Source organism: Bradyrhizobium elkanii WSM2783, from assembly GCF_000472865.1.
Lineage (GTDB): Bacteria > Pseudomonadota > Alphaproteobacteria > Rhizobiales > Xanthobacteraceae > Bradyrhizobium > Bradyrhizobium elkanii_A.
In genome coordinates this window covers 1-25,361 of sequence record NZ_AXAP01000081.1, presented here as the reverse complement: position 1 = coordinate 25,361, position 25,361 = coordinate 1, and the positions used below count along the sequence as shown (strand labels likewise).

The following is a 25,361-nucleotide window of genomic DNA, read 5'->3' as shown; positions in this document are numbered from 1 at the left end:
CCGGGTGAGGGGGAGCCGCCGCAGGCTCATCTCTCACCGTGTTTGCGGAGAAGGCCCCTCACCCCAACCCTCCCCCCGCAAGAGCGGGGCGAGGGAGCAGAAAGAGCATCAATCCAGCTTCGCTTCCATGCCGCGCTTCACGCCGGGGCGGGCCATCAGCTTGTTGTACCAGCGCTCGACATTGGGGAAATCGCCGAGATTGACCTTGTGCCGCGGGTGGCGCCAGGCCCAGCCGAGGATGGCGAAATCGGCGACCGACAGATCGCCGGCGACGAAGTCGCGGCCTTCGAGCTGGCGGTTCAGCACGCCGTAGAGGCGGAGTGTCTCGGTCATGAAGCGCTTCAGGCCATAGGCGCGGTCCTGCTCGTTCTCGAGCGCGATGAAATGGTGCACCTGGCCCGGCATCGGACCAAAACCGCCCATCTGCCACATCAGCCATTCATGGACCGGGATGCGCTCGATCAAAGGCTTGGGCAGGAACTTTCCGCTCTTCTCGCCGAGATAGAGCAGGATCGCGCCCGATTCGAATACGCTGACCCGCTTGCCGCCGGGGCCGTCCGGGTCGACGATTGCGGGAATCTTGTTGTTCGGGCTGATTTCGAGGAAGCTTGGCGCCATCTGCTCGCCCTTGGTGATGTTCACCGGGAACACTTGGTAGGGCAGCCCCATCTCCTCCAGCGCAACCGAGATTTTGCGGCCATTCGGCGTGTTCCAGGTGTGCAGCTCGATGGTCATTTTCGCTTCCCCCACAATCGTTTGAGGCTTCCCTAGCGCGGAACCGGACGCGGTTACAACGGCCCTTTACGAATATCGATCCGCGCCCCGTGTGACGCGGGCGTTGTTGACGGGGAGCTTTCGGCGCTGGAATCTCGCCACGACCGCCGATAGATTGCGCGCCACCGTAAACGACCCGGAAAGCCCCTTTGTCCAAATCAGCCGCCCGCGCCCGCCTCGCCGAGATCATCCGTAAGCGCTCTTTCGGGCGCGGCGAGATCACGCTGGCCTCGGGCCGCAAGAGCGATTTCTATTTCAACCTCAAGCCGACGATGCTGGATCCCGAGGGCGCCGCATTGCTTGCCGAACTCACTTATGAAGCGCTGAAAGACGACAATCTCGATTTCGTCGGCGGCCTCGAGATGGGCGCCGTGCCGCTCGCGGGCGCGATCGCGCAGCTCTCCTGGATCAAGGGCCATCCGATCGCGGCCTTCTTCGTGCGCAAGAAGCCCAAGGAGCATGGTGCGAAGCTAGCGGTCGAGGGACTTGCCAAAGGCGAGACGCTGCAGGGCAAGCGCATCGTGATCGTCGAGGACGTCACCACCACCGGCGGCTCGGCGATGAAGGCGGTGGAAGCCGTGCGCGAGGCCGGCGGCGAGGTCGCGCTGGTCTTCACCATGGTCGACCGCGAGGAAGGCGCAACAGAAACGTTCGCGGAGGCCGGTCTGCCGTTCCGCTCGTTGTACAAAGCGGGCGAGTTCCTCAAGAGCTAGAGCATGATCCGGAAAAGTGGGAACCGGTGCATGCTCAAACAAAGAGACGAGATGATGATCCGTTAAACGGATCATGATCGAGTGTTGCCTCATCGGTACACCGCGCCAAATTGCGCCCATCTCCATAGTTCTTCCGCAATCAACTGCTCGTTTACCATCCGACACTAGGGTGAATCGCGCGGAGACGACGTCTCGGCACTGTTGGCTCTGTCGGGTGGAGTTGGCGTTGCGTAGAGGGTTTGCTGATCGGCGCGTGCGGCGCCATCTGACGCTAGTTGCCGCCGCCCTTGCGGGCGCGATGACGCTCGCGCCGGCGCATGTCTCGGCGGAAAACCTGCTCGATTTCCTCTTTGGTGGCTTGCAGAGGCAGCAGGCCCATCAGGGCCAGTCGCAACCCGGTTTGTTCGATCCGTTCGGCCTCAACCAGCAGCAGCCGCAGCAAGCCGCACCGGCGGCCCGCGTTGCCGGTTCCGGCCCTGCGTTTTGTGTCAGAAGCTGCGACGGCAAATATTTCCCGCTGACCTTGCGCGGCAGCGCGACGCCGGTTCAGCTCTGCCAGGCGTTCTGTCCTGCGACAGCCACCAAGGTTTTCTACGGCGGCAGCATCGACTACGCGACCTCGTCAACCGGCGAACGCTATGCCGACAGCGAGAACGCCTTCGCCTACCGCAAGTCGCTGCGCGCGGACTGCACCTGCAACGGCCGCGATCCCGCCGGCCTTGCGCCCGTTGACCTCACCCTCGATAGCTCGCTTCGCGCCGGCGACGTGGTCGCTACCGCCGACGGGCTGGTTGCATATACCGGCGTCCGGGTCGGCAACAACCAGAGCGCCGACTTCACGCCGGTCGCGTCCTACCCCGGTCTCACCGCCGAACTCCGTGCCCGGCTCGGCGAGATGAAGGTCGCGCCGGTCGCGGCCGAGACGGTCGGCGAAGCGCCGCAGCCGGATACCAGCCATGACCCCGCGGCACCCGTCTCCGTCGTGCCGAAATCGGCCGCGCCGAAGGCGAAGCGGGCGGAGGTTAATTAGCGACTTAAGCTGTCATTCCGGGGCAATGCGAAGCATCGAACCCGGAATGACAGCGTGGATACTTAGCAAAGAAGGCTTTACCGCCCGACAATCACCCCGATCACATTCGGCGCGGCGAGATATTTCTCCTCGATTGTCGCGCGCGCTGCGGCACGGTTTTCCGGCGTCAGCAATCCGCGCTTTTCGGCGAGGATCATCCAGCAATAGCCCCACCAGTCCGTCAGCATGCCCTGGTCCTCGACAAGGTCATAGCCCTGCTCGGCGGCGAAGATGCGCGCATGCGCTTCATCGAGCGAATCGAGCCAGGCGTGATCCGCAGGTGAGAACAAGTCGTCGCTGATGTCGTCGATGGTGTAGCCCCAGATCGACATGCAGACCGCGTTGAACTCGCGGTCGATCTGGTCGTCATCGACCCATTGGCGGCGGGACGCCTGATGCAGGCGCGACAGCGAGCGCGCAAAGTCGGCGATGCGGGTGAGCGCGAATTGATCGAAGGCAATAGTGGACATGTAGTCCTCGCGGGAACGGACAGGCCATAGATGTTGTGTCGGCGATGCCGCCGAATCAGAATGATATCAAATACTTGCTAAAATGTTCTTAATTTGTTCCGATGCACTCACATCGTCGTCCCGGCGAAGGCCGGGACCCATAACCACCAGTGTTCGATTGTCGCGAAAGCGAGCCGATCCCATGGCTGCTGACACAATCTATTACGTTTACATTCTCGCCAGCCGCCGCCACGGGACGCTTTATATCGGCGTTTGCAACAACTTGGGCAATCGTCTCACGCAGCATCGCGCCGGACGGGGATCGGAGTTCGTCAAGAAATACGACGTAACGCGCCTCGTCTACATGGAAACCTACGCTTCACCGCATGAAGCGATCACGCGCGAAAAGCAGTTGAAGACTTGGCGGCGTGATTGGAAGATTCGGTTGATTGAAGAAAACAATCTCGATTGGGCTGATCTATCGCACCTGATCTGAGCCCTGTGGCTATGGGTCCCGGCCTTCGCCGGGACGACGAAGACAACCTCACATCGCCGACAGCATCTTGTCGCCACAATAGTTCGCGTAAAAGCTGCCGCCGCATTGCCGCTTGATGGCGACGCAACGGGCGGCTGGAGTTGCGTTTGGTGGCATGCTGAAGCCGCAGGTCAAGCCGTCGGCGCTCCGCCCGGGCCTGCCGGCGGCGAAAGCGGCACTGGTGACGGTGATGCAGACGATGAACAGCACAGCGGCTGCGATCTCGATCAGCAGTCTCATGGGTGTCCCTCTCGATGACGGTGGTTGTGCCGCCTAATATGTAACCATACCACCGAAGCGCGTCGCCTTGAGGTCGCAAAATCGGCCCGGTCCTTGCATAAAATCATACCAGCGCGGTGCACAACAACCGGCTGGGCGGTTCCGATTGAAGTGCAAGACGCGTATCATTCGTTGTCCGGAGCGTGATCCGAAAAGATTATGCTCAAACAGAAAGATTAGATCATGATCCAATTTCGTCTCATCGGACCATGATCGAGTCCCCAAAGTTCAGGATTGCCGCGTTGCAAGAACAGTCTTTCTCAGGAAGCTATCCGGCGCTCAATCAGCCGATCGATGAATTGGCGCTGGCAGAGATCAAGGGCGCGATCCTCGCCAAGCTGAGGCTGGAGATCGGCAAGGACGCCAGCGTGGCGACCAAGCGCGATTGGTACAAGGCGGCGGCGCTTGCGCTGCGCGACCGCATCACCCATCGCTGGCTCACGGCGGAAAAAGAGAGCTACGACGCCGGTGCCAAGCGGGTTTATTACCTTTCGCTGGAATTCCTGATCGGCCGCCTGTTTACCGACGCGCTCAACAATATGGGCCTCTTGCCTGTGTTCGAGGGAGCACTCGGCGATCTCGGCGTCGGCCTCGACGAACTGCGCAGATGCGAGCCTGACGCAGCGCTCGGCAATGGCGGCCTTGGGCGGCTCGCCGCCTGCTTCATGGAGAGCATGGCGACGCTGTCGATCCCCGCCATCGGCTACGGCATCCGCTACGATTTCGGCCTGTTCCGCCAAATCATCAATCACGGCTGGCAGCAGGAATATCCGGATGAGTGGCTGGGCTTCGGCAATCCCTGGGAATTCCAGCGTCCGGAAGTCGTCTACAACATCCATTTCGGCGGCACCGTCGAGCATGTCGACGAAGGCGGCCGTGACCGCGCCATCTGGCACCCGGCGGAAACCGTGGAGGCGATGGCCTACGACACGCCGATCGTTGGCTGGCGCGGCCAGCGCGTCAACGCGCTGCGGCTGTGGTCGGCGCATGCGCCGGATCCATTGAAGCTCGACGTCTTCAACACCGGCGATTATGTCTCAGCCAGCGCCGAGCAGGCGCGCGCCGAGGCGATCTGCAAATTCCTTTATCCGAACGACGAAAGCGCCGCGGGGCGCGAACTGCGCCTGCGCCAGGAATACTTCTTCGTCTCGGCCTCGCTGCAGGACCTGGTGAAGCGGCACCTTTCGGCCGACGGCCAGCTCCGCAGCCTTGCGATGAAAGCGGCCGTGCAGCTCAACGACACCCATCCGAGCCTCGCCGTCACCGAGCTGATGCGGATCCTGGTCGACCTGCACCATTTCCGCTGGGACGAGGCGTGGAAGATCACTGTCGCGACGCTGTCCTACACCAACCACACGCTGCTGCCGGAGGCGCTGGAGACCTGGCCGGTCGAGCTGTTCGAGCGGCTATTGCCGCGGCATCTCGAGATCATCTATCGCATCAACGTGCAGCATCTGGCGCTCGCCGAAGAGCGCTGCCCAGGCGACATCGAATTCCGTGCCTCGGTGTCGCTGATCGACGAGAAATCGGGCCGCCGAGTGCGGATGGGACAGCTCGCCTTTGTCGGCTCGCACCGCATCAACGGCGTCTCGGCGATGCATTCCGATCTGATGAAGGAGACCGTGTTCCACGATCTCCACCATCTCTATCCCACGCGCATCACGAACAAGACCAACGGCATCACGTTCCGCCGCTGGCTGATGCTGGCCAATCCGAGACTCACGGGCCTGATCCGCGACGTCTGCGGCGAAGCCGTGCTCGACGATTTCTCGCTGTTCGAGCGGCTCGAGTCCCACGCCAGCGACAACGCGTTCCAGCAACAGTTCCGCGAGGTCAAGCGCCACAACAAGGTGCTGCTGGCGCGGCTGATGGCCGAGCGCAACCACATCAAGGTCGACCCATCGGCGCTGTTCGATGTGCAGATCAAGCGCATCCATGAATACAAGCGGCAACTCCTGAACATCCTGGAAGCGGTCGCGCTGTACCAGGCGATCAAGGATGAGCCGCAGCGCGACTGGGTGCCGCGCGTAAAAATCTTCGCCGGCAAGGCGGCGGCGAGCTACCGCTACGCCAAGCTGATCATCAAGCTGATCAACGACGTCGCCGAAGTCGTCAACAACGATCCCGCGATCGATGGCCGGCTGAAGATCGCCTTCCTCGCCGACTACAATGTCAGCCTGGCCGAGGTGATCATCCCGGCCGCCGACCTGTCCGAGCAGATCTCGACCGCCGGCATGGAAGCCTCCGGCACCGGCAACATGAAGCTCGCGCTCAACGGCGCGCTGACCATCGGCACGCTCGACGGTGCCAATATCGAGATCCGCGACCATGTCGGCGCCGAGAATATCGCGATCTTCGGCATGGAAGCCGGCGACGTCATGGTCCGCCGCAAGCAAGGGCTCGATGCCAGCGACCTGATCGGCCGCTCGCCGCGGCTGGCGCGTGCGATCACCGCAATCGAGAGCGGCGCGTTCTCGCCCGGCGATCCCGCCCGCTTCGCCTCGATCGGCCATGCGCTGCGCTATCTCGACCATTACATGGTCAGCGCCGACTTCGATTCCTACTACGATACCCAGCGCGCCATCGATGCGCGCTGGCAGGTGGTGCCGGCGTGGACCCGGGCCTCGATCCTCAACGTGGCGCGGATGCCGTGGTTCTCCTCCGACCGCACCATCCGCGAATACGCCGAAGAGATCTGGAACGTGCCCGTGAAGCCGCCGACGCCGCGCCTGCTGAAGGAGCAGGCGCAGTGGGGAGCCAAGCGCTAATCCCACGCGGCGGAAATCGATTACCTCCGACATCATTGAATTCTGCCGAGCAGTCGCGATACTGCGTCCTCGTCATTGCGAGGAGCGTAAGCGACGAAGCAATCCATGCCTCCACAAGCGGCGAAATGGATTGCTTCGCTTCGCTCGCAATGACGGAGCAATTTCGCAACACCGGAACAATTTCATGCTCACCAGGACCCCGCATTTGTTCGACGATGCCACCGCGGTTACTGCCGGCGACAGCCGCTGGCAGGGCAGGACCAGCGACGACTACTGGGCATTTGTCGGCCCGTTCGGCGGGGCCACCGCTGCAACCATCCTGCGGGCACTGATCGACCATCCGCAACGTGCCGGCGATCCGCTTGCGCTCACCGTCAATTATTGCGCGCCGGTTGCGCAAGGCGCCTTTGATCTCGATGTCCGCCTGGTGAAGGCCAATCGTTCGAGCCAGCACTGGTCCGTGGAGATGACGCAGGACGGCGGCGAGGTCGCGACGCTCGCAACCGCCGTGTTCGCCGAACGCCGCCCGTCCTGGTCGCACCAGCAGGTGAAGTTTCCGGACGCAACACCGTTCGAACAGACCCTGCCCTATCCCAAGACCGCGGCAGCGTGGGTCAAGCAATATGACTTCCGCTTCGTCGAAGGCGAGCCGAAATTCGGCACGCCATCGAGCGCGGCGCCCGAAACCTATTCCAAGCTCTGGATCGGTGACCGCGCGCCGCGCAAGATCGATGCGCTCTCGCTGATCGCGATGTCGGACGCATTCTTTGGCCGCGTCTTCCACGCCAAGCGGGAACTGGTGCCGTTCGGTACGGTGTCGCTGACGACCTATTTCCACATCGACGCCGCCGATCTTGCCGCCGAGAACATCACCCGCGTGCTGGCGGCTGCCGATGCCAAGATCTTCCACAAGAGCTATGGCGACCAGAACGGCGAGCTGTGGTCACCCTCCGGCCGCCTGCTCGCAACCACGACGCAGATCGCCTATTTCAAGGCGTGATCGGGAAGGCGTAGGGTGGGCACGCTTCGCTTTGCCCACCCCACCATTTGAGAGAGCGCCGCCGCATGCCCGAAGCTGACAATTCAAAGCCATCGCACATCGCGCTCCTCGGCGTGCCCATCGAGATCGGCGCCGCGCAGGCCGGCACGCTGATGGGTCCAGCAGCACTGCGCACCGCCGGGATCGCGCGCGTGCTGGAGCAATTGGAGCTTCGCGTCGACGACCACGGTGATCTCTCAATCCCCGCGGTGGTCTCGGACGGGCCGGTGCCGGCGAATACGAAATTCTATGATGAGGTGAAAACCTGGATTCGCCTGACATCCGAGCGCGCCTACTGGCTGGCGCAATCCGGCGCGGTGCCGATCTTCATGGGCGGCGATCATTCGCTCTCGATGGGATCGATCAATGGGGTTGCGCGCTTCTGGCAGGAGAAGGGCCGGCCGCTGTTCGCACTGTGGGTCGACGCGCATGCCGACTACAACACGCCCGACACGACGATCACCGGCAACATGCACGGCATGTCGGCCGCTTTCCTCTGCGGCGAGCCCGGGCTCGACAACCTGCTCGGCGGCCTGCCGCGCGCCTCGATTACACCTGATCAGCTCGACCTGATCGGCACCCGCTCTGTCGACCCGCTGGAGCGCAAGCTATTGCGCGAGCGGAGCGTCGCCATCGCCGACATGCGCGCCATCGATGAATTCGGCGTCGCTGTGCTGATCCGCCGCGTGATCGATCGCGTCAAGGCGAAGAACGGCGTGCTGCATGTCTCGTTCGACGTCGACTTCCTCGATCCTTCGGTTGCGCCCGGCGTCGGCACCACGGTGCCGGGCGGCGCGACTTACCGCGAAGCGCACCTGATCATGGAGCTGTTGCACGATTCCGGACTGGTGCGCTCGGTCGACATCGTCGAGCTCAACCCCTTCCTCGACGAGCGCGGCCGTACCGCACGGGTCGTGGTCGAACTGATCGGCAGCCTGTTCGGCCTGCAGATCACCGACCGCCCGACACCGACCAATGCAGTGCTGCCGGATTGACATGGCGAATAGCGAATAGGCTGCGCCGCAGACATGTTCCGGAGTAGAAAAGGGCGACCGCGGGGTCGCCCTTTTCATTGGCGGAAATATGCGAGGCTATTCGGCCGCGAGCTTCACGTCCGGCGCGGCGGCGCGGACTTCGGCGTCGACCTTGCTCTCGAACTTGGCGAAGTTCTTCTGGAACATGCCGACCAATGCGCGGGCGGTCTTGTCGAACTCGGCCTTGTCCTTCCAGGTGTTCACTGGATTAAGGATCTCGCTCGGCACGCCCGGCAGCGCGGTCGGCACCGCAAAGCCGAAATATTCGTCGGTGCGGAATTCGACATTGCGCAAGCTGCCATCGAGCGCCGCGGTCAGCAGCGCGCGCGTGACCTTGATCGGCATGCGCGAGCCCACGCCATACTTGCCGCCGGTCCAGCCGGTGTTGACCAGCCAGCAATCGACATTGTGCTGGGCGATCAGGTCGCGCAGCATGTTGCCATAGACGGAAGGATCGAGCGGCAGGAACGGCGAGCCGAAGCAGGTGGAGAATTCCGGCTGCGGCTCGGAGCCGAGGCCCCGCTCGGTGCCGGCGACCTTCGCGGTGTAGCCGGACAGGAAGTGATACATCGCCTGCGCCGGCGAAAGCTTCGCGATCGGCGGCAGCACGCCGAAGGCATCGGCCGCCAGCATCACCACATTCTTCGGATGCGGCGCGCGGCCACTGCGCGAGGCATTGGGAATGAAGTCGAGCGGATAGGCGGAACGGGTGTTCTCGGTCTTGGAGCCATCGTCGAAATCGACGACGCGGGTATCCTCGTCAAGCACGCAGTTCTCGAGCACGGCGCCAAAACGTGTGCTCGCAGCATAGATCTGAGGCTCGGCTTCCTGCGAGAGCTTGATGCACTTGGCGTAGCACCCGCCTTCGAAATTGAAGATGCCGTTCGGGCCCCAGCCGTGCTCGTCGTCGCCGATCAGCGTGCGGTTGGGATCGGCCGACAGCGTCGTCTTGCCGGTGCCGGAGAGACCGAAGAAAATCGCGCTGTCGCCCTTCGACCCGACATTGGCAGAGCAGTGCATCGGCATCACGTCGCGCGCGGGCAGATAATAGTTGAGCGTGGTGAAGACCGACTTCTTCATCTCGCCGGCATAATAAGACCCGCCGATCAGGACGATCTTGCGGGCGAAATCGATCGCGACGACATTCTCCGAGCGCACGCCGTGACGTTTGGGATCGGCGCGGAAGCTCGGCATGTCGATGATGGTGAGTTCGGGCACGAAGCTCGAAAGCTCGATCGCCTCGGGGCGGATCAGCAGCGTGCGGATGAACAGCGAATGCCAAGCGAGCTCGGTGAACACGCGCGTCTTGATCCGATAGGTCGGATCGGCGCCGCCATAGAGATCCTGCGCGAACAGTGCCTTGCCTTCGGCGTGCTTGAGGAAATCCTGATAGAGCGCTTCGAACTGCTCTGATGTGATCGACTGGTTGCCCGCCCACCACATGCTCTTGTCGGTGGTCGCGTCGCGAACTGTGAACTTGTCCTTCGGGCTGCGGCCGGTGAATTCGCCGGTGTCCGCGCAAAGCGCACCATCGGCTGAGAGCACGGCCTCGCCTGCCGCAAGCGAATATTGATAGAGCTGCGGCGCGTGGAGATTCCAATGCACGCGTTTGAGATTTTTTAAGCCGAATTTGTCGGCGCCAAAGGCACCGTTGTACACGCCCGTGTTTTGCACGAAGAACCTCCTCGAACCCGCGTTTCCCATTGCGCGAACGTCGCTAAACGCGCTCAGTCGCGGTGACCTTTCCAACAACAAATATAGCCCGAAGGCCCCCGTCCAGCGACCTCATAATGGGGCAATCCGAGCTTGCCAAGCTAGTCCCCGAATTTTGGTTTATTCCAAGGCATCCCTTCCACGTGGTTCAAGCACTTGCTGCAGCGCAAGGCGGCTTTTCTGCCCGTGGATCGCGCGACGATCCGCCGCGATCAATGCCGGGCCCGACGTCTTTGCGATGCACAATTGGTGCCATCGGACGCGCGGCGTCGTTCTCAATCAACGCACAGACTACCCGATATGCAGTTTGGGCGATGAGACATCGGCTTTGTCGCCGGCAATGCCGTTGCACTTGGATTGCACGATCCAATCGGCAATGAGAGTTGATTGCACAGCCTCGCTCGACGTCAGCAAGCCACCATCGAATTCGACGGCCGTTAAGAATGCGCAGCGCGCGTAAACGTTCCGCACCGTCGCGCATAAGATGCATGATGCGAAGCGCATTGACGGCCGCATTCTCCCCAATATGCATACGATATGCGACACCGCGCCGTTCGCACCTATCCCGTTGCGCGCGCCTCACTGGCGAGTCGAACCAACATCTTGCGCAGCTCCGCAGCGTTGCGCACGCGCTCTGGAAATTCCAGCCGCAGCGTCCGTTTGCCCGCCTGCATGTCCATGCCCTCAGGGTCGCAGCCAATGCAGCGCCAATCGGGGCTTTCGGCTCCGAGCAGCCGGGTCGCATAAAGGTCCATGGCGTCGCGGTGAGCCTCGTTCATGTGCTCGACGGCCTCCGCTTCAGCCTCCAGCCACCCGTCCGTCCCAGCCAGATCGGTCAGGAACTGTTCTGGCCTCAGATCGACGATCCGGCCGAAGCCAGCGACGAGGTGGATGGCGGAGGGGATGATCCGGAAGAAGGAAAAATCCTTAAATTCCACAAAGGCTTCCGCGGACGGATGGGCGGCGAGGTAGCGGCGGCGCAGGAGGCTCGCGGCCTCGCCTTCCGCCTGTTCCGCCCGGCCGGCCAGCATGATCCGGGACCCTTCCAGCGGGTCGCCTTCGGCCCGCTCGTCCAGCATCAGCGACACCCTGACGTCGGCGAGCAGGTTCCTGGTATGGACCGCGAGGCGGGAGAGCAGCAGTATCGGGGAACCGTCCGGATGGCTCGCGACATTGACCAGGGAACAGTAGGGATCGCCGGTTCCCGGCATCAGCGTGGCCAAAGCCCCTTGCCGGCTCCTCCGGAGCAGAGAACGGGCCAGCCTGGCGGGGTCAAAATCAGCGGTCGGTTGCATCGAAATTACCTAGTAATTGCCTGGCCATGTGGTTGCACTTCGGGGCTTTTTTCGGGTAAACGGGCTCTAGACGGGTCGGACGCGTTCGCGGGGGGCGAGGCGTTTGGCGGAACTCGGTCACACTTCAGCCCACGTTGCGTTGCTCGCTGACCGAGTCCGAAGCCCAATTATGCGGCGCATCACCGGAATGCTCGCCGTTTCAGCCAACTGGAAAACTGAAAGCAGGCTCATGCCCACAATCGCCCTGGTCGACGACGACCGCAACATTCTCACCTCTGTCTCGATCGCGTTGGAAGCCGAAGGCTACCGCATCATGACATACACGGATGGTGCGTCGGCGCTCGATGGCTTCCGCACCTCGCCACCGGATCTGGCGATCCTCGATATCAAGATGCCGCGCATGGACGGCATGGAAACGCTGCGGCGGCTCAGGCAAAAATCCGACCTGCCTGTGATCTTCCTGACCTCCAAGGATGAAGAGATCGACGAATTGTTCGGCCTCAAAATGGGCGCCGACGATTTCATCCGCAAGCCGTTCTCGCAGCGCCTTTTGGTCGAGCGCGTGAAGGCCGTGCTCCGCCGCGGCCAGCCCAAGGATCCGACCGCAGCCCCGAAGGAGCCGGATACGCGCGCGCTCGATCGCGGCCTGCTCAGGATGGATCCGGAGCGCCACACCTGCACCTGGAAGAACGAGCCGGTGACGCTGACGGTCACCGAATTCTTGATCCTTCAGGCGCTGGCGACGCGGCCCGGCGTGGTGAAGAGCCGCAATGCGCTGATGGACGCCGCCTATGACGACCAAGTCTATGTCGACGATCGTACCATCGACAGCCACATCAAGCGGCTGCGCAAGAAGTTCAAGGTGGTCGACGAGGATTTCGAGATGATCGAAACCTTGTACGGCGTGGGGTATCGCTTCAAGGAAGCCTGATCCGCGGCGAAAGCTCCGCTTTGTTAACTGACACGGTCCGCACCTATGGGGTAGGGTGCGGGCCCAATAGCGTGCATGGTAACACCCCTCGTCAACGAACCGGCAGTTCTGCCTGTGCTTGATCGAACGCAGCCCGACCCGGCCCAAACCGTCGAGGACGCCCAGGCGCTCCTCGAGCAGGAGCAGTTTGCCGACAAGGCGACAGCAAAGCGCTGGCGGCCGCTGGACTGGCTGAGTCGCGCCGGACAGTTCTTCTTCGCGCTGTCCTTCTCGAGCCTGACCCGCCGCATCGTCTCGCTGAATCTCGCGGGCCTGGTCGCCCTCGTCGCCAGCATCCTGTACCTGTCGCAATTCCGCGCCGGCCTGATCGATGCGCGTGCCCAGAGCCTTCTGGTGCAGGCCGAGATCATCGCCGGCGCCATCGCGGCTTCCGCTACCGTCGAGACCAACACCATCACCATCGATCCGGAGCGGCTGCTCGACCTCAAGCCCGGCGAAAGCTACGGCGTGCCGGACGAATATTCCGACTTCCCGATCAATCCCGAACGCGTCGCGCCGGTGCTGCGGCGCCTGATCTCGCCGACCAAGACGCGGGCCCGCATCTTCGATCGCGAGGGCGGATTGATCCTCGACAGCCGCAGCCTTTACGGCAAGGGCGACGTGTTCAGGATCGAGCTGCCGCCGCCGAATGCGGAGAAGCCGGGATTCGCCGAGCGAACCACGATCGCGATCCGCACCTGGCTGAACCGCGGCGATCTGCCGCTCTATCGCGAGCTCGGCCCGGAGAACGGCAGCGGCTACCAGGAGGTCGCGCAATCCCTGAACGGTCAGAAGAGCAGCATGGTGCGCGTCAACGATCGCGGCGAGGTGATCGTCTCGGTCGCCGTTCCCGTGCAGCGCTTCCGCGCCGTGCATGGCGCGTTGATGCTCTCCACCCAGGGCGACGACATCGACCAGATGGTGACCGCCGAGCGGCTCGCGATCCTCAAGGTCGGCGGCGTTGCCGCTGCCGTGATGATCGTGCTGTCGCTCCTGCTTGCGAGCACCATTGCCGGCCCGGTGCGGCGGCTTGCCGACGGCGCTGAAAGCGTCCGCCGCCGCATCCAGACCCGGGTCCAGATTCCCGATTTCAGCCGCCGCCGCGACGAGATCGGCCATCTCTCCGGCGCGCTGCGCGACATGACCAACGCGCTCTACAGCCGGATCGAGGCGATCGAGATGTTCGCCGCCGACGTCGCTCACGAGCTGAAGAACCCGCTGACGTCGCTGCGTTCGGCGGTGGAGACGCTGCCCTTGGCGCGCACCGAAAGCAGCCGCGGCCGCCTGCTCGCCGTGATCGAGCACGACGTCAAGCGGCTCGACCGGCTGATCTCCGACATCTCGGATGCGAGCCGGCTCGATGCCGAGCTGCAGCGCCAGGACATGGCGCCGGTCGATCTGCGCCGCCTGCTGACGACGCTGACCTCGGTCGCCAACGAGACCAAGCTCGGCCACGACGTCGCGGTCGAAGCCCGCTTCGAGGGCCGCGGGCCGACGGACACCTTCGCGGTGCCCGGCCACGACTCGCGGCTCGGACAGGTGATCTCCAACCTGCTCTCCAACGCACAGTCGTTCTCGCAACCGGGCGACAAGGTGCGCATCGTCTGCCGCCGCGTGCGCTCGGAGATCGAGATCGTGGTCGACGACGACGGCCCCGGCATCGGCGAGGACGCGCTGGAGCGCATCTTCGAGCGCTTCTACACCGACCGTCCGCACCAGGGCTTCGGCCAGAATTCCGGACTGGGGCTGTCGATCTCCAAGCAGATCATCGAGGCGCATAACGGACGCATCTGGGCCGAGAACCGATCCGGTCCCGCCGATGCCGACGGCAAGCCGACGGTCGCTGGCGCGCGCTTCGTGGTCAGGCTGCCGGCGCCATGAGCGCCAGCGTGCATGCATCCGCGGTGCTGGTGGGAGAACGCGCGGTGCTGATCCGCGGCCCGTCCGGCTCCGGCAAGTCGCGCCTCGCCTTCGATCTGATCCTCGCCGGCCGTTCTGGACAGCTCCCGCCGGCCGTTCTGGTGGGCGATGACCGTGTCCATCTCGACACAGCCGGCAAAGAATTGCTGGTCCGGCCAGCCCTCGAATTGGCCGGGCTGGTCGAGATTCGCGGGCTCGGCATCCGCCGCCTTGAGTACACAGATGAGGCGATCGTGGGGCTGGTGGTCGATCTCGCCGCCGGCGATGCCGAGCGCCTGCCGCCGCCGGAAGCGCTGCAGACCGAGATAAATGGTGTTTTGTTACCGCGAATCCCCGTCGGTGAGGGCATTTCACCCCTGCTACTGGTTGTCGCAGCGTTGACGACAACTGAAAGTTCATGTTCCCGTAATCTAGCGGATGATTGCTTGGGGCGGATTGGTAACCATATCAGCCGCAATATGGCCACTGAATAGACCGGTGCAGACCCGTATTTCTCCGCCCCCAAATTCCGGGAGATTGCCAAGATGCCCTCTTGCGCGGGGCCTCTGGATGGTCAAAGTGGCGCGTTCGTGCGGTGCACCAAGAAGCACCCGCGAGGAGTTTCCGATGATTGGTCTAGTGCTTGTGACCCACGGGCGCCTTGCCGACGAGTTCAAGGCAGCGCTCGAACACGTAATGGGCCCACAGAAACAAATTGAAGCAATTACGATCGGAGCCGAAGACGACGCCGATCTATGTCGCAGCGACATCATCGAAGCGGTCAACCGCGTCGATAGTGGCGACGGCGTTGCTATCCTCACCGACATGTTCGGCGGCACGCCGTCGAACCTCGCGATCTCCTGCATGAGCCGGCCCAAGGTCGAAGTGCTCGCAGGCATCAATCTTCCGATGCTGGTGAAGCTCGCGAAGGTGCGCGAGGAGCGGTCGCTGCCGGACGCGATCGCGATGGCCCAGGAAGCGGGCCGCAAATACGTCACCATCGCCAGCCGCGTCCTTGCCGGCAAATGAGCGCCGAGGGCTCGGGCGAAAACGAAGTCGGCCCGACGGTTCCGGCGGGCGCGATCTCCCGTGAACTTCTGATCGTCAACAAGCGCGGCCTGCACGCGCGCGCTTCCGCCAAGTTCGTGCAGATGGTCGAGCGCTTCGAGGCCGAGGTCTGGGTGACGCGCGGCAGCGAGACCGTCGGCGGCACCTCGATCATGGGCCTGATGATGCTCGCCGCCGGCCCCGGCACCTCAGTCATCGTCTCCGCCACCGGCCCCGAAGCCGAAGCCGCTCTCGACGCGATTGCCGAGCTCGTCGCCAGCAAGTTCAACGAAGAGGGCATTTGAGGGCCGGCCCCATGCCTGCTCATTGCGGGCCATTGCTCTCTCCCCCGTCATTGCGAGCGTAGCGAAGCAATCCATCTCGCTGCTTGCGGAGGCATGGATTGCTTCGTCGCTTGCGCTCCTCGCGATGACGGGCGGAGCGTTTCCGATTCAATTGTCAAACAGCCCTTCCGCCGTCATGCCCGGGCTTGTCCCAGGCATCCACGTCCTTTGCCTCCGTGCACGAGGAGAGAACGTGGATGGCCGGGTCAAGCCCGGCCATGACGGAGGAGAGGATTGCGCAATGTGTCCTCCCGTCGTTCCGGGGCGATGCGGAGCATCGAGCCCGGAATCCATCCAACCCCAGAGCATGCGGCGAAATGGATTCCGGGTTCTCGCTTCGCGCGCCCCGGAATGACGGGGCAGTGTTTGGGGCACGCGAATGCACCCATTGGACAGCGCAGGTCCGAGTGCCTACATCGATAGCTCTGTGTCCGCCCTTGGAGTTCTCGCGATGACCATCGACGACAGGCCTACGATCGCTGCGCCCGATGACGATCCCTATCTTTGGCTGGAGGAGATCGAGGGCGCGCGGGCGCTGGAATTCGTGGAGGGGCAGAACGGGCTGACGCTGGAGAAATTTGCCGGCGCGTCATTTGCCGCCGATCGCGACACGCTTGTCGCGATCTTCGATCGGCCGGACAACATTCCCTATGTCACCAGGCGCGGCGGGCTGCTCTACAATCTCTGGAAGGATGCGCACAATCCGCGCGGCTTGTGGCGGCGCACGACGCTCGACGAATTCCGTAAATCAGATCCCGACTGGGAAATCCTCCTGGACGTCGACCAGCTTGCCGCCGACGAAGGCGAGGATTGGCTCTTGAGCTGGACGTCGATGCGGCCGGGAAATGATCGGCGCGCGATGCTCAGCCTGTCGCGCGGCGGCAGCGATGCGGTGACGCTGCGCGAGTTCGACATGGAGGCGAAGCGCTTCGTCGCCGACGGCTTCGTGCTGCCCGAGGCCAAGGGCGGCGTCGACTGGGTCGACGACGATACGCTGCTGCTGTCGAGCGCCTATGGCGAGGGCATGGCGACCCATTCGGGCTATGCCCGGACTGTCAGACTGTGGCGCCGCGGCGAGGCCGTGGAGCGCGCGCCTGTCGTGTTCGACGTGCCGGCCGACCATATGAGCGCGTCCGCTCAGGTCGATGATTCCGGACCAGTCCCACGGGTTTGGTTCGTCGACCGGCTCGATTTCTTCAACTTGAGCGCCTGGCTCGGCGACGAGACGGGCGCGAAGACGAAGCTCGATCTGCCCACCAGCATCTGGCTGCTCGCCGATCAGGACTGGTTCGTCGTCAAGCTGCGCGAGCCGTGGACGGTCGGTGGCGAGACCTATGCGCCCGATACGGTGCTTGGCGTGTCGTTGTCGGCCTTCCTCGTGGGCAGCCGCGATTTCACCGTCGTGTTCCAGCCGGAGCCGCGGCGAGCGCTGCAAGGCTTCTTCTGGACTGCGGGCCGGCTGGTGCTGTCGATCCTCGACGAGCTGCGGCCGGTGCACGAGATCTGCACGCCATCGGCCGGCGGCTGGACGCGCGCGCGGCTCGAAGGGCTGCCCGGGATCGGCGTCGTCGATGTCTGGCGCCTCGACAGCCATATTTCCGAAAGCAAGGGCGACCTGTTCGCCAATGTGCAGGACCCGCTGACGCCATCTTCGCTGATGCTGATGGAGAAGGTCGGGGCGCCCACGGTGCTGAAGCAGGCGCCGAAGACATTCAACGCGGATGGACTCGTGGTGACCCAGCACGAGGCGATCTCCATCGATGGCGAACGCATCCCCTATGTGCAGACCGGCCCCGCGACCGAGACCGGCGATGCGCCGGTCCATCTGACCGCCTATGGCGGCTTCGGTCTGGCGATGAAGCCGTATTATAACCCGGCGCTCGGCAAGCTGTGGCTGGAGCGCGGCGGCACCATCGTGGAGGCCAATATCCGCGGCGGCGGCGAGTTCGGTACGCGCTGGCACGACGCCGGCCGCTACGCAGGCAAGCGATTGGCGCATGACGACTTTGCCGCCGTCGCCGCCGATCTGGTGAAGCGCGGCATCACGCGGCCCGGGCGGATCGCCGCCGAAGGCGGATCGAACGGCGGCATCCTGATCACCAACATGCTGGTGCGCTACCCCGAACGCTTCGGCGCGCTGTTCTGCACCATCCCGCTGATCGACATGCGCCGCTACACCAAGCTGCTCGCCGGCGCGAGCTGGATCGCCGAATATGGCGATCCCGACAAACCCGAAGAATGGGCGTGGCTGCAGACCTACTCCGCCTATCACATGGCGACGCCCGGCCAGAAATATCCACCGATCCTGATCGCGACCACGCGCCGCGACGACCGCGTGCATCCCGGCCACGCCCGCAAGATGACTGCCAAGCTGCAGGCAATGGGATATGAAGCCCATCTCTACGAGCCCGCGGCAGGCGGCCACGGCTATGGCAAGGACAACAAGGAACGCGCCGCCTTCATGGCGCTGGGGCTTGGGTTCCTGAGGGAGAAGATCGGGTGGGTGGATGGTGAGGCGTGATCATTCTCCGCCGTCATTCCGGGGCGATGCGACAGCATCGAGCCCGGAATCCATTTCTCCGCCTGGGTATGTGGCGCAATGGATTCCGGGTTCACGCTTCGCGTGCCCCGGAATGACGAACGGGAATCAGCCGCGCGCGAATATCAGGATCGTGTTGTTCGCGGGCATTTCGACGGTCGCGCCCAGTGACAGGCCGACGCGCGCCGCCAGCTTCTCGACGTCGGCGATGTCGCGCACGCCCCAGTCGGGATCCTGGTTGCGCAAGGATGTGTCGAACACGGCGTTGCTGAGTGCGGTATGCTTGCCGTCGCGCTTGAAGGGGCCGTAGAGGAACAGCCGGCCGTCGTCGCGCAGGCGGCGTGCGGCGCCTTCGAACAGGCCCTCGGTGACGGACCAGGGCGCGATGTGGATCACATTGGCGCAGAACACCGCGAGCAGCTTTGGCAGCTCGCCGCCCTCAGGCGCAGCACCGGGCCAGGCCGGATCGGAGAGATCGATCCGCAGCGGCGGACGGATATTCGGAAGGGCGGCGAACGCGCGCCAGGCCGCGATGCTCTTCAAATGGGCGTCGTTGAGATCGCTCGGCCACCAAATGATGTCAGGCGTCCGCTCCGCGAAATACACGACGTGCTGGCCGGTGCCGCTGCCGGCCTCCAGCACGTCGCCGGAACGCCCTGCGAGGAATTTCTCCAGCACCGCCCAGATCGGCTGATGGTTGCGATGAAAGGCCGCCGCATCGAGCCGGCCGTCGGCCTCGACCCGCCCGCCGTCCTTGCCGAATTCAACCACGAACTCTGCCACGATGCTCTCTCCTCTTTCAAAACGGCAACACCGGAGCGATCCTGCTATTCCAAGCACGCCGTCGCAATGCGCGATTTAGGCGCGCCCTTGTGAGAGGATTGCGTCGTGCTGGTTACAGCCGTAGCCCGGATGAAGCGAAGCGTAATCCGGGAACAGCGGCGGCCTCCATCTCTCCGCTCGTCATTCCGGGATGCGCCAAAGGCGCAGGCCCGGAATCCATTGCGCCGCATGCGCAAGCGGACAAATGGATTCCGGGTTCTCGCTTCGCGAGCCCCGGAATGACGAGGGGAGAGATGGATCGCTGTGGCACTACTGCGCCACACGCTGTAATTCCTTCGTCAGCACATCCAGCGCATCGGCGAGCATCACGCCGCCGCAGACGGTGAGACGTTCGGGAAGCACGATGCGTTTTTCCGGCGGATAGAAGTGCTCCAGCGCCGGATGCAGCAGGAAGGCGCGACCGTTGTCTTCGGCGCGGTCGCCGGCCTCCGACACCAGGATGAAATCCGGCCTCAGTTGCACGATCGCCTCCAGCGAGGCGTAGCCGCCGGCAGCGACGCCGAGGTCGCCGGCGGGATTGAGCAGGTCGGCTTCGGTCAGAAGCGAGGAGACCAGGCTGTCGCTGCCGGACACCCAGCCGCGGCGCGCCAGCGGCAGCACGCGATAGTGCTTGCCGGTCGCGGCCTGGCGCGCTCGGGCGATCGCGGCATCTAACCTTGCAATCGCGACCTTCGCGCGGTCCGGATGCTGCACGATCTCGCCCATCTCGCGGATCTGGTCCTTCACCTCGTCCAGCGTGCGCGGCACGCTGAACTCGACGAGATGGAGGCCGTTTGCCTTCAAGAGTTCGCGCGTTGCGCGCTTGTCGAACAGGCTGGCGACGACGATGTCGGGCTTGAGCACCAGCACGTCCTCCGCGCCGCCGGAAAGGATCGGGAAACGGCGCGCCTGATCGGCGGCAAAGGATTGCCAGGCCTCGCGGGAGTAGCGGCTGAGGCCCAGGATCTGCTGGGGATCGGCGAGCGAGAGCAGCAATTGATCGCTGCAGACATTCATCGAGACGATCCGCGGCGGGCTCGCTGCATGCGCGACAGCGGTGGACAAGACGAACGCTGCAAGGCATGCAGCGAGCCGGGCCATCAGATCTCCGCCCAGGGCACGATCACCGTCTCGCGCTGATGCTCGGCGCGGAAGGCGCTGACGCGGAACACATCGGCCATGACCGTTTCCGACAGCGCGTCTGCCGGCGCGCCCTGCGATGCGAGGCGGCCCTGCGCCAGCACCAGCGCATGGTCGGCAAAGCGCGCGGCAAGGCCGAGGTCGTGCGTCACCACGATCACCAGCACGCCCTTGTCGGCTGCGGCACGCAAACCCTTCATGACGTCGATCTGGTGGCGCGGATCGAGCGAGGCGGTCGGCTCGTCCGCCAGGATGATCGGCGCCTCCACCGCGAACACGCGCGCCAGCGCAACGCGGCTGCGCTCGCCGCCGGAAAGCTCGGTGACACGCCGCTCCGCGAACTCCATGACATCGGCCGCCTGCATCGCCCGCACCACCGCCTCAGTGTCGCGCGGGGACAGCCGCGCCGGATCGGTCGCGCCATGCGGATAGCGGCCGAGCGCGACGATGTCGCGCGCTGGCAGCGGCCAGTGCACCAGGTGCCCTTGCGGAAGATAGCCGAAGCGTTTGGCACGTTCGCGCAGCGGCAGCGCGGCGAGCGCCTCGCCACCCACCTTGATGATGCCGTCGGAGGGGATGAGACCGGCGAGCGCGCGCAAGAGCGTGGTTTTGCCGGCGCCGTTCGGACCGACCAGCGCGACGAGATGACCGGAGGCGAGTTGCAGCGACACATCGTTGAGCACGCGGCGGCCGGCGAGCACGACGTTGAGGTGTTCTACAACAAGCGCCGTCATGCGACGCCTCCGCCGAGCGCGCGACGCTCGCGCATGATGAGATAGAGGAAGAACGGCACGCCGATGATCGAGGTCAACACGCCCACCTTGATGTCCGACGTCGACGGGATGATGCGCACCGCGATGTCGGCCGCGAGCAACAGCGCCGAGCCGGCAAGCGCGCTCGGCACCAACAGCCGCGCCGGATCGTGGCCGATGACGGGCCGCATCAGATGCGGCGCGACCAGGCCGATGAAGCCGATGGTGCCGGTGACCGCCACCGCGCCACCGACGCCGAGCGCAACGCCTGCGATCACGAACAGGCGCAGGCGGCCGACATCGACGCCGAGGCTTTGCGCGGTCTCTTCGCCGAGCGTGAGCGCGCGGAAGGCGCTGGCTTGCGACAGCAGGATGGCCGCGCCGGCGACGATGAACGGCAGCGCCAGCGCGACATGCTGGAAGCTGCGGTCCTCCAGCGAGCCGAGCAGCCAGAACGCGATCTCGAGCGCCAGGAACGGATTGCTCGCGAGGTTCATCACCAGCGCCGTCGCAGCGCCCGCAAGGCTCGAGATCGCAAGCCCGGCGAGGATCAGGATCAAGAGGCCCGCATTGCGGCCGGCAATCGCGAGCAGCACGAAGACCGAGCCGAAGGCGGCGATGATGGCGGCGACCGGCAGCGCGTAGGAGCGGACATCGGCCAGCCCCAGCGCGATGACCAGCACGGCGCCGAACGCCGCCGATTGCGGCGCGCCGAACAGCGAGGGCGAGGCTAAGGGATTGCGCAACAGGCCTTGCAGCGCCGCGCCTGACAGACCGAGGATAGCGCCGATCGCAAACGCCAGGATGGTGCGCGGCAGGCGAATCTCGCGCACGATCACCTGCGTGACATCGCTGCCGCCACCGAACAACGCCTCGATCACCGTCAGCGGCGACAGCCGCACCGGGCCGGTGCCGAGCGAAATCAGCATCAGCAAGGCAACCAACGCAATCATTGCAACGGTCGCCCCCAACCGCCGCCGCGCGGCCAGACCCGCCGCTATCGTGAAATCCTGTGTACTCATCGCGCCCTGCTTCTTGCAGCGAATTCGGTGGCAGACAAGCGACACCGGAACAAAAAAGCGTATGGGAGCCAGGGAGCCGCAGTTTCGCCGGGATTGACTCACGTGCCGCCGAAATCCTAGATGGCCCCCGACGGTTCCTATCGGGATCAAAAGGGAATGCGGTACCGGGAAACTTCCCGTAAAGCCGCGGCTGCCCCCGCAACTGTATGCGGTGAATCCTTCGTCATATGCCACTGGGAGTCTCGGTCCTGGGAAGGCGACGAAGGGTAACGACCCGCGAGCCAGGAGACCTGCCGTCATACGTGGTCACACGCGACGATGTCGGTCGGGGAGTACAGGCATTTGCTTCACCTGAAGCGCGAAACGCGATGGTGAGCCTTGGTTCGCTGTGACGTGCCACTGACGTCATACCGAGGTCTCGCCGATGTTCTCTGCTACCACAGCCACCAAGCAACGCCGCGCGCTGCTGCTCGCGTCGAGCATGCTGGCGCCCGCTTTGTATGTTTCCGCCGCGCAGGCGCAGGAAGCGCCCTCCGAGGAATTGCCGCCGGTCGAGGTCAGGGCGCCCGGCGACCACAACCGCACCCGTGCCAAGCCCGCTTCCGACGGCACTCCAGGCCCCCGGCGTCCCGCGCCGGGCCAGGTGCCGACCAGCGCGCAGCCGGCCGGCGGCGCGGGCGCTGGCGGCGCCGCCGCTGGCGGAGCTTCATCCGGTGGCGGTGGCGGCGGCCCGCAATTTGCCGGCATTGTCGGGACGTCCTCGACCGTGATCACCGCCGACGACATCGCGCATTCGCCGACCCAGGTTCTGGCCGAGATTATCGCGCAGGCGCCCGGCGTGCAGCTTCAATCGCTCTATGGCGGCGTGAACGGCGCCAAGACCTCGGTCGACCTGCGCGGCTTCGGCGCGTTCGCCACCGCCAACACGCTGTTCCTGCTCAACGGGCGACGGCTCAACGACATCGACATGGCGCAGGTGGATCTGTCGACCATCCCACTCGATTCGATCGAGCGCATCGAGATCACCCGCGGCAACAGCGGCGCCGTGCTCTACGGCGACAATGCGATAGGCGGCGTGATCAACATCGTCACCAAGACCGGTGTCGGCGGCCCGCCGGTCTCGATCCGCGGCGAAGCCGGCTATGGCTCGTTCAACCAGCGCATGGCCGCGATCTCGACCGCGATGAATTCGGGACCATGGTCGGCGTCGTTCTACGGCAACGGCATCAAGTCCGACGGCTACCGCGTGAACAATGCGCTCGACCAGCGCAACGGCGTCGGCAATCTCAACTACACGACGCCGGACCTGAAAGCCTTCCTGACGGTGACCGGCGACGACCAGAAGCTGGGCTTTCCCGGCGGCAGGCTGGTCGATCCTTCGATCGGCGTCAATCAGCTCGTCACCGATCGCAAGGGCGCCGCCACGCCGTTCGACTATGGCAACCAGCAGGGCGCGAGCGCGACGGCGGGCTTCACCAAGACGCTCCTGAACGGTGTCGACCTGATCGTCGATGGCGGCTACCGCCAGAAGGACACGCAAGGCGCGTTCTTCGGCACCTCGCCATTCATCAGCGCGGCATCCACCTACAATGACGCCGCGTTGCAGACCTGGTCGATCACGCCGCGGCTGAGCATCAACAATTCGATCTTCGGGATTCCCTCGTCGATCCTGACCGGCATCGACTATTACGATGCAACGTTCCACCAGCAGCGCGGCGCGTTCCGCGGCGTGCCGCCGATCCATACCTACGACCTCTCGCAGCAGTCGCTCGCCGGCTATTGGCAGCACACGGTTGGCCTCTTGCCCACCACCGATTTCTCCTATGGCGCGCGGGTGCAGAACACCTGGCTCAGCGCGCGCGATCGCTACGATCCGAACGCGCCGTTCGCCTTCGACGCGCAGGCGACGCCGCTCGACCAGAGCGAGACCAATTACGCGCTGCATGTCGGCGTCGAGCATCGCTTCACCGAAATGTTCTCGGTGTTCGCCCGCGCCGCGCACGCGTTTCGCACGCCCGATGTCGACGAGCGCACGTCCACCGGACCCGCGTTCGATGCGGACTTCAACCCGTTGCCGCAGAATTTCCAGTTGAAGACGCAGACCTCGCACGACGTCGAAGCCGGCTTCCGCGTCAAGACGGGCCGCTTCCAGGTGCAAACCAGCATCTACAACATGGACCTCGAGAACGAGATCCATTTCAATCCGGTGCTGTTCTACAACATCAACCTCGATCCGACCCGGCGTTATGGCTCCGAGACGCAGGCCTCGCTGCGGGTCAGCGACACCGTGTCGCTGCGCGGCGGCATGGCTTACACGCGCGCGGTGTTCCGCGAGGGACAGTTCGCCGGCAACGATGTGCCGCTGGTGTCGCGCTACACCGGCAATCTCGGCGTGACCTGGAATATCTGGGACAACTATCTCGTGTTCGATGCCACGCTGCGCGCCTGGAGCTCGCGCGTCATGGACAACGACCAGGCCAATACGCAGACCCGCATTCCGGGCGATGCGACGATCGACCTCAAGCTCAGCGGCGCCTATGAGCATTTCTTCTGGTCGGTCAGCGTCAACAACGTCCTGAATGCGCTCTATTACGACTACGCCATTGCCTCGAACTTCACGCCCGGCCGCTTCAACGCCTATCCGCTGCCGGGCCGGACTTTCCTCGTGAAGGCCGGCGCGACGTTCTGAAGCAATCGGCCGGTCCGCGAGCGCGGGCCGGCTTGTTCCGCCCGAATCAGCCATTATGTCGTGATGGCGGGAGATCGACATGGGCGGGATCGGGAAGAGAAGCCAACCTCCGAAGCAGGAAGGCGGCAAGCCAAGGCCGCCGCCTCCACCTGCGCGTCATGAGGAGGACGACGACTACGAAGACGGCGACATCGCCACACCGAAGCGCGATCGCTACGGCCCCGACGACGAACCGTTGTAAGACGCTTCGCGTCATTGCGAGCGCGGAATTGTAGGGTGGGCAAAGGAGCGCAGCGACGTGCCCACCATCAGGCACTCCGCTCGCAATGGTGGGCACGCTTCGCTTTGCCCACCCTACGAGACTGTGAATCTTTTTATATCGGGCGCGTGGCAGCTGTGATTCTCTTCGCGGATTGATTTGCAGGAGGGGGATGATGGCTGGTGACGAGTTGTTTGGAGAGCTGCCGGA

General features: G+C 64.2%; 23 protein-coding genes and 1 riboswitch. Of the genes, 14 read left to right on the top strand and 9 right to left on the bottom strand.

Annotation, left to right across the window (positions count from 1 at the left end):
- Window positions 1–108: 108 nt before the first annotated feature.
- Window positions 109–735 (bottom strand): glutathione S-transferase family protein, encoded by a 627-nt coding sequence (locus YY7_RS0139775; protein WP_028168037.1) that lies wholly within the window; start codon window positions 733–735, stop codon window positions 109–111.
- 188 nt (window positions 736–923) lie between these two features.
- Here YY7_RS0139775 and pyrE point away from each other — a divergent pair, with 188 nt between their 5' ends.
- Both pyrE and YY7_RS0139765 read left to right on the top strand, forming a co-directional pair.
- A complete protein-coding gene (gene pyrE / locus YY7_RS0139770) occupies window positions 924–1,487 on the top strand; it encodes an orotate phosphoribosyltransferase (protein WP_028168036.1) in 564 nt (187 codons plus the stop codon).
- A 226-nt stretch (window positions 1,488–1,713) separates the two neighbouring features.
- Window positions 1,714–2,517: a DUF2865 domain-containing protein gene (locus tag YY7_RS0139765; protein ID WP_433994561.1), complete on the top strand. Its 804-nt coding sequence runs from the start codon at window positions 1,714–1,716 to the stop codon at window positions 2,515–2,517.
- 77 nt (window positions 2,518–2,594) lie between these two features.
- Here YY7_RS0139765 and YY7_RS0139760 read toward each other — a convergent pair whose 3' ends face one another.
- Complete coding sequence (locus YY7_RS0139760) at window positions 2,595–3,026, bottom strand: hypothetical protein (RefSeq protein WP_028168034.1); 432 nt, start codon at window positions 3,024–3,026, stop codon at window positions 2,595–2,597.
- Between the two features lie 196 nt (window positions 3,027–3,222).
- Here YY7_RS0139760 and YY7_RS0139755 point away from each other — a divergent pair, with 196 nt between their 5' ends.
- The gene (locus tag YY7_RS0139755; RefSeq protein WP_028168033.1) at window positions 3,223–3,501 is read left to right on the top strand and encodes a GIY-YIG nuclease family protein; all 279 of its coding nucleotides are present in this window, start codon (window positions 3,223–3,225) and stop codon (window positions 3,499–3,501) included.
- A 48-nt stretch (window positions 3,502–3,549) separates the two neighbouring features.
- Here the strand turns inward: YY7_RS0139755 and YY7_RS0139750 are convergent, their stop codons facing one another.
- Window positions 3,550–3,780, bottom strand: coding sequence for a hypothetical protein (locus tag YY7_RS0139750; RefSeq protein ID WP_028168032.1), 231 nt, complete (start codon window positions 3,778–3,780; stop codon window positions 3,550–3,552).
- A 281-nt stretch (window positions 3,781–4,061) separates the two neighbouring features.
- Here YY7_RS0139750 and YY7_RS0139745 point away from each other — a divergent pair, with 281 nt between their 5' ends.
- The 3 genes from YY7_RS0139745 to rocF all read left to right on the top strand — a co-directional run bounded on the left by YY7_RS0139745 (window position 4,062) and on the right by rocF (window position 8,621).
- Window positions 4,062–6,587 carry a glycogen/starch/alpha-glucan phosphorylase gene (locus tag YY7_RS0139745; RefSeq protein ID WP_028168031.1) on the top strand — a complete coding sequence of 842 codons (2,526 nt, stop codon included), beginning with the start codon at window positions 4,062–4,064 and terminating at the stop codon, window positions 6,585–6,587.
- Between the two features lie 184 nt (window positions 6,588–6,771).
- Window positions 6,772–7,587 carry an acyl-CoA thioesterase gene (locus YY7_RS0139740; RefSeq protein ID WP_028168030.1) on the top strand — a complete coding sequence of 272 codons (816 nt, stop codon included), beginning with the start codon at window positions 6,772–6,774 and terminating at the stop codon, window positions 7,585–7,587.
- A gap of 65 nt (window positions 7,588–7,652) precedes the next feature.
- Window positions 7,653–8,621, top strand: coding sequence for an arginase (gene rocF, locus YY7_RS0139735; protein ID WP_028168029.1), 969 nt, complete (start codon window positions 7,653–7,655; stop codon window positions 8,619–8,621).
- A 96-nt stretch (window positions 8,622–8,717) separates the two neighbouring features.
- Here the strand turns inward: rocF and YY7_RS0139730 are convergent, their stop codons facing one another.
- Both YY7_RS0139730 and YY7_RS0139720 read right to left on the bottom strand, forming a co-directional pair.
- Window positions 8,718–10,334 (bottom strand): phosphoenolpyruvate carboxykinase, encoded by a 1,617-nt coding sequence (locus YY7_RS0139730; protein WP_028168028.1) that lies wholly within the window; start codon window positions 10,332–10,334, stop codon window positions 8,718–8,720.
- Between the two features lie 599 nt (window positions 10,335–10,933).
- On the bottom strand, window positions 10,934–11,668 hold the full coding sequence (locus YY7_RS0139720; RefSeq protein WP_028168026.1) for a HugZ family protein: 735 nt from the start codon (window positions 11,666–11,668) through the stop codon (window positions 10,934–10,936).
- Window positions 11,669–11,897: 229 nt separating this feature from the next.
- Between YY7_RS0139720 and YY7_RS0139715 the strand changes: the two genes are divergently transcribed.
- From YY7_RS0139715 to YY7_RS0139685, 6 genes are all read left to right on the top strand, one after another.
- Entirely contained in the window at window positions 11,898–12,599 is a 702-nt protein-coding gene (locus YY7_RS0139715; protein ID WP_027579989.1) for a response regulator transcription factor, read from the top strand.
- A gap of 114 nt (window positions 12,600–12,713) precedes the next feature.
- A complete protein-coding gene (locus YY7_RS0139710; RefSeq protein WP_028168025.1) occupies window positions 12,714–14,519 on the top strand; it encodes a sensor histidine kinase in 1,806 nt (601 codons plus the stop codon).
- Window positions 14,516–15,031, top strand: a complete 516-nt coding sequence (locus YY7_RS0139705; protein ID WP_028168024.1) for an HPr kinase/phosphorylase — start codon at window positions 14,516–14,518, stop codon at window positions 15,029–15,031. Before YY7_RS0139710 ends, YY7_RS0139705 begins: the two co-directional genes overlap by 4 nt.
- A gap of 133 nt (window positions 15,032–15,164) precedes the next feature.
- Entirely contained in the window at window positions 15,165–15,566 is a 402-nt protein-coding gene (locus YY7_RS0139700; RefSeq protein ID WP_027579987.1) for a PTS sugar transporter subunit IIA, read from the top strand.
- Window positions 15,563–15,889, top strand: coding sequence for an HPr family phosphocarrier protein (locus YY7_RS0139695; RefSeq protein ID WP_028168023.1), 327 nt, complete (start codon window positions 15,563–15,565; stop codon window positions 15,887–15,889). The genes YY7_RS0139700 and YY7_RS0139695 overlap by 4 nt, the downstream gene beginning before the upstream one ends.
- Before the next feature lie 490 nt (window positions 15,890–16,379).
- The gene (locus tag YY7_RS0139685; RefSeq protein ID WP_028168022.1) at window positions 16,380–18,449 is read left to right on the top strand and encodes a prolyl oligopeptidase family serine peptidase; all 2,070 of its coding nucleotides are present in this window, start codon (window positions 16,380–16,382) and stop codon (window positions 18,447–18,449) included.
- A gap of 126 nt (window positions 18,450–18,575) precedes the next feature.
- Here YY7_RS0139685 and YY7_RS0139680 read toward each other — a convergent pair whose 3' ends face one another.
- The 4 genes from YY7_RS0139680 to YY7_RS0139665 all read right to left on the bottom strand — a co-directional run bounded on the left by YY7_RS0139680 (window position 18,576) and on the right by YY7_RS0139665 (window position 22,134).
- Window positions 18,576–19,250, bottom strand: coding sequence for a DUF938 domain-containing protein (locus YY7_RS0139680; protein ID WP_028168021.1), 675 nt, complete (start codon window positions 19,248–19,250; stop codon window positions 18,576–18,578).
- A 309-nt stretch (window positions 19,251–19,559) separates the two neighbouring features.
- Window positions 19,560–20,390: an ABC transporter substrate-binding protein gene (locus YY7_RS0139675; RefSeq protein ID WP_028168020.1), complete on the bottom strand. Its 831-nt coding sequence runs from the start codon at window positions 20,388–20,390 to the stop codon at window positions 19,560–19,562.
- Complete coding sequence (locus tag YY7_RS0139670; protein ID WP_028168019.1) at window positions 20,390–21,163, bottom strand: ABC transporter ATP-binding protein; 774 nt, start codon at window positions 21,161–21,163, stop codon at window positions 20,390–20,392. Before YY7_RS0139670 ends, YY7_RS0139675 begins: the two co-directional genes overlap by 1 nt.
- Window positions 21,160–22,134, bottom strand: coding sequence for a FecCD family ABC transporter permease (locus tag YY7_RS0139665; protein ID WP_433994562.1), 975 nt, complete (start codon window positions 22,132–22,134; stop codon window positions 21,160–21,162). The genes YY7_RS0139670 and YY7_RS0139665 overlap by 4 nt, the downstream gene beginning before the upstream one ends.
- A 183-nt stretch (window positions 22,135–22,317) precedes the next feature.
- Window positions 22,318–22,515, top strand: a riboswitch (cobalamin riboswitch).
- 112 nt (window positions 22,516–22,627) lie between these two features.
- Here YY7_RS0139665 and YY7_RS0139660 point away from each other — a divergent pair.
- The gene (locus tag YY7_RS0139660) at window positions 22,628–24,892 is read left to right on the top strand and encodes a TonB-dependent receptor (RefSeq protein WP_028168017.1); all 2,265 of its coding nucleotides are present in this window, start codon (window positions 22,628–22,630) and stop codon (window positions 24,890–24,892) included.
- A 79-nt stretch (window positions 24,893–24,971) separates the two neighbouring features.
- The gene (locus tag YY7_RS62255; protein ID WP_165435317.1) at window positions 24,972–25,133 is read left to right on the top strand and encodes a hypothetical protein; all 162 of its coding nucleotides are present in this window, start codon (window positions 24,972–24,974) and stop codon (window positions 25,131–25,133) included.
- Window positions 25,134–25,361 lie beyond the last annotated feature (228 nt).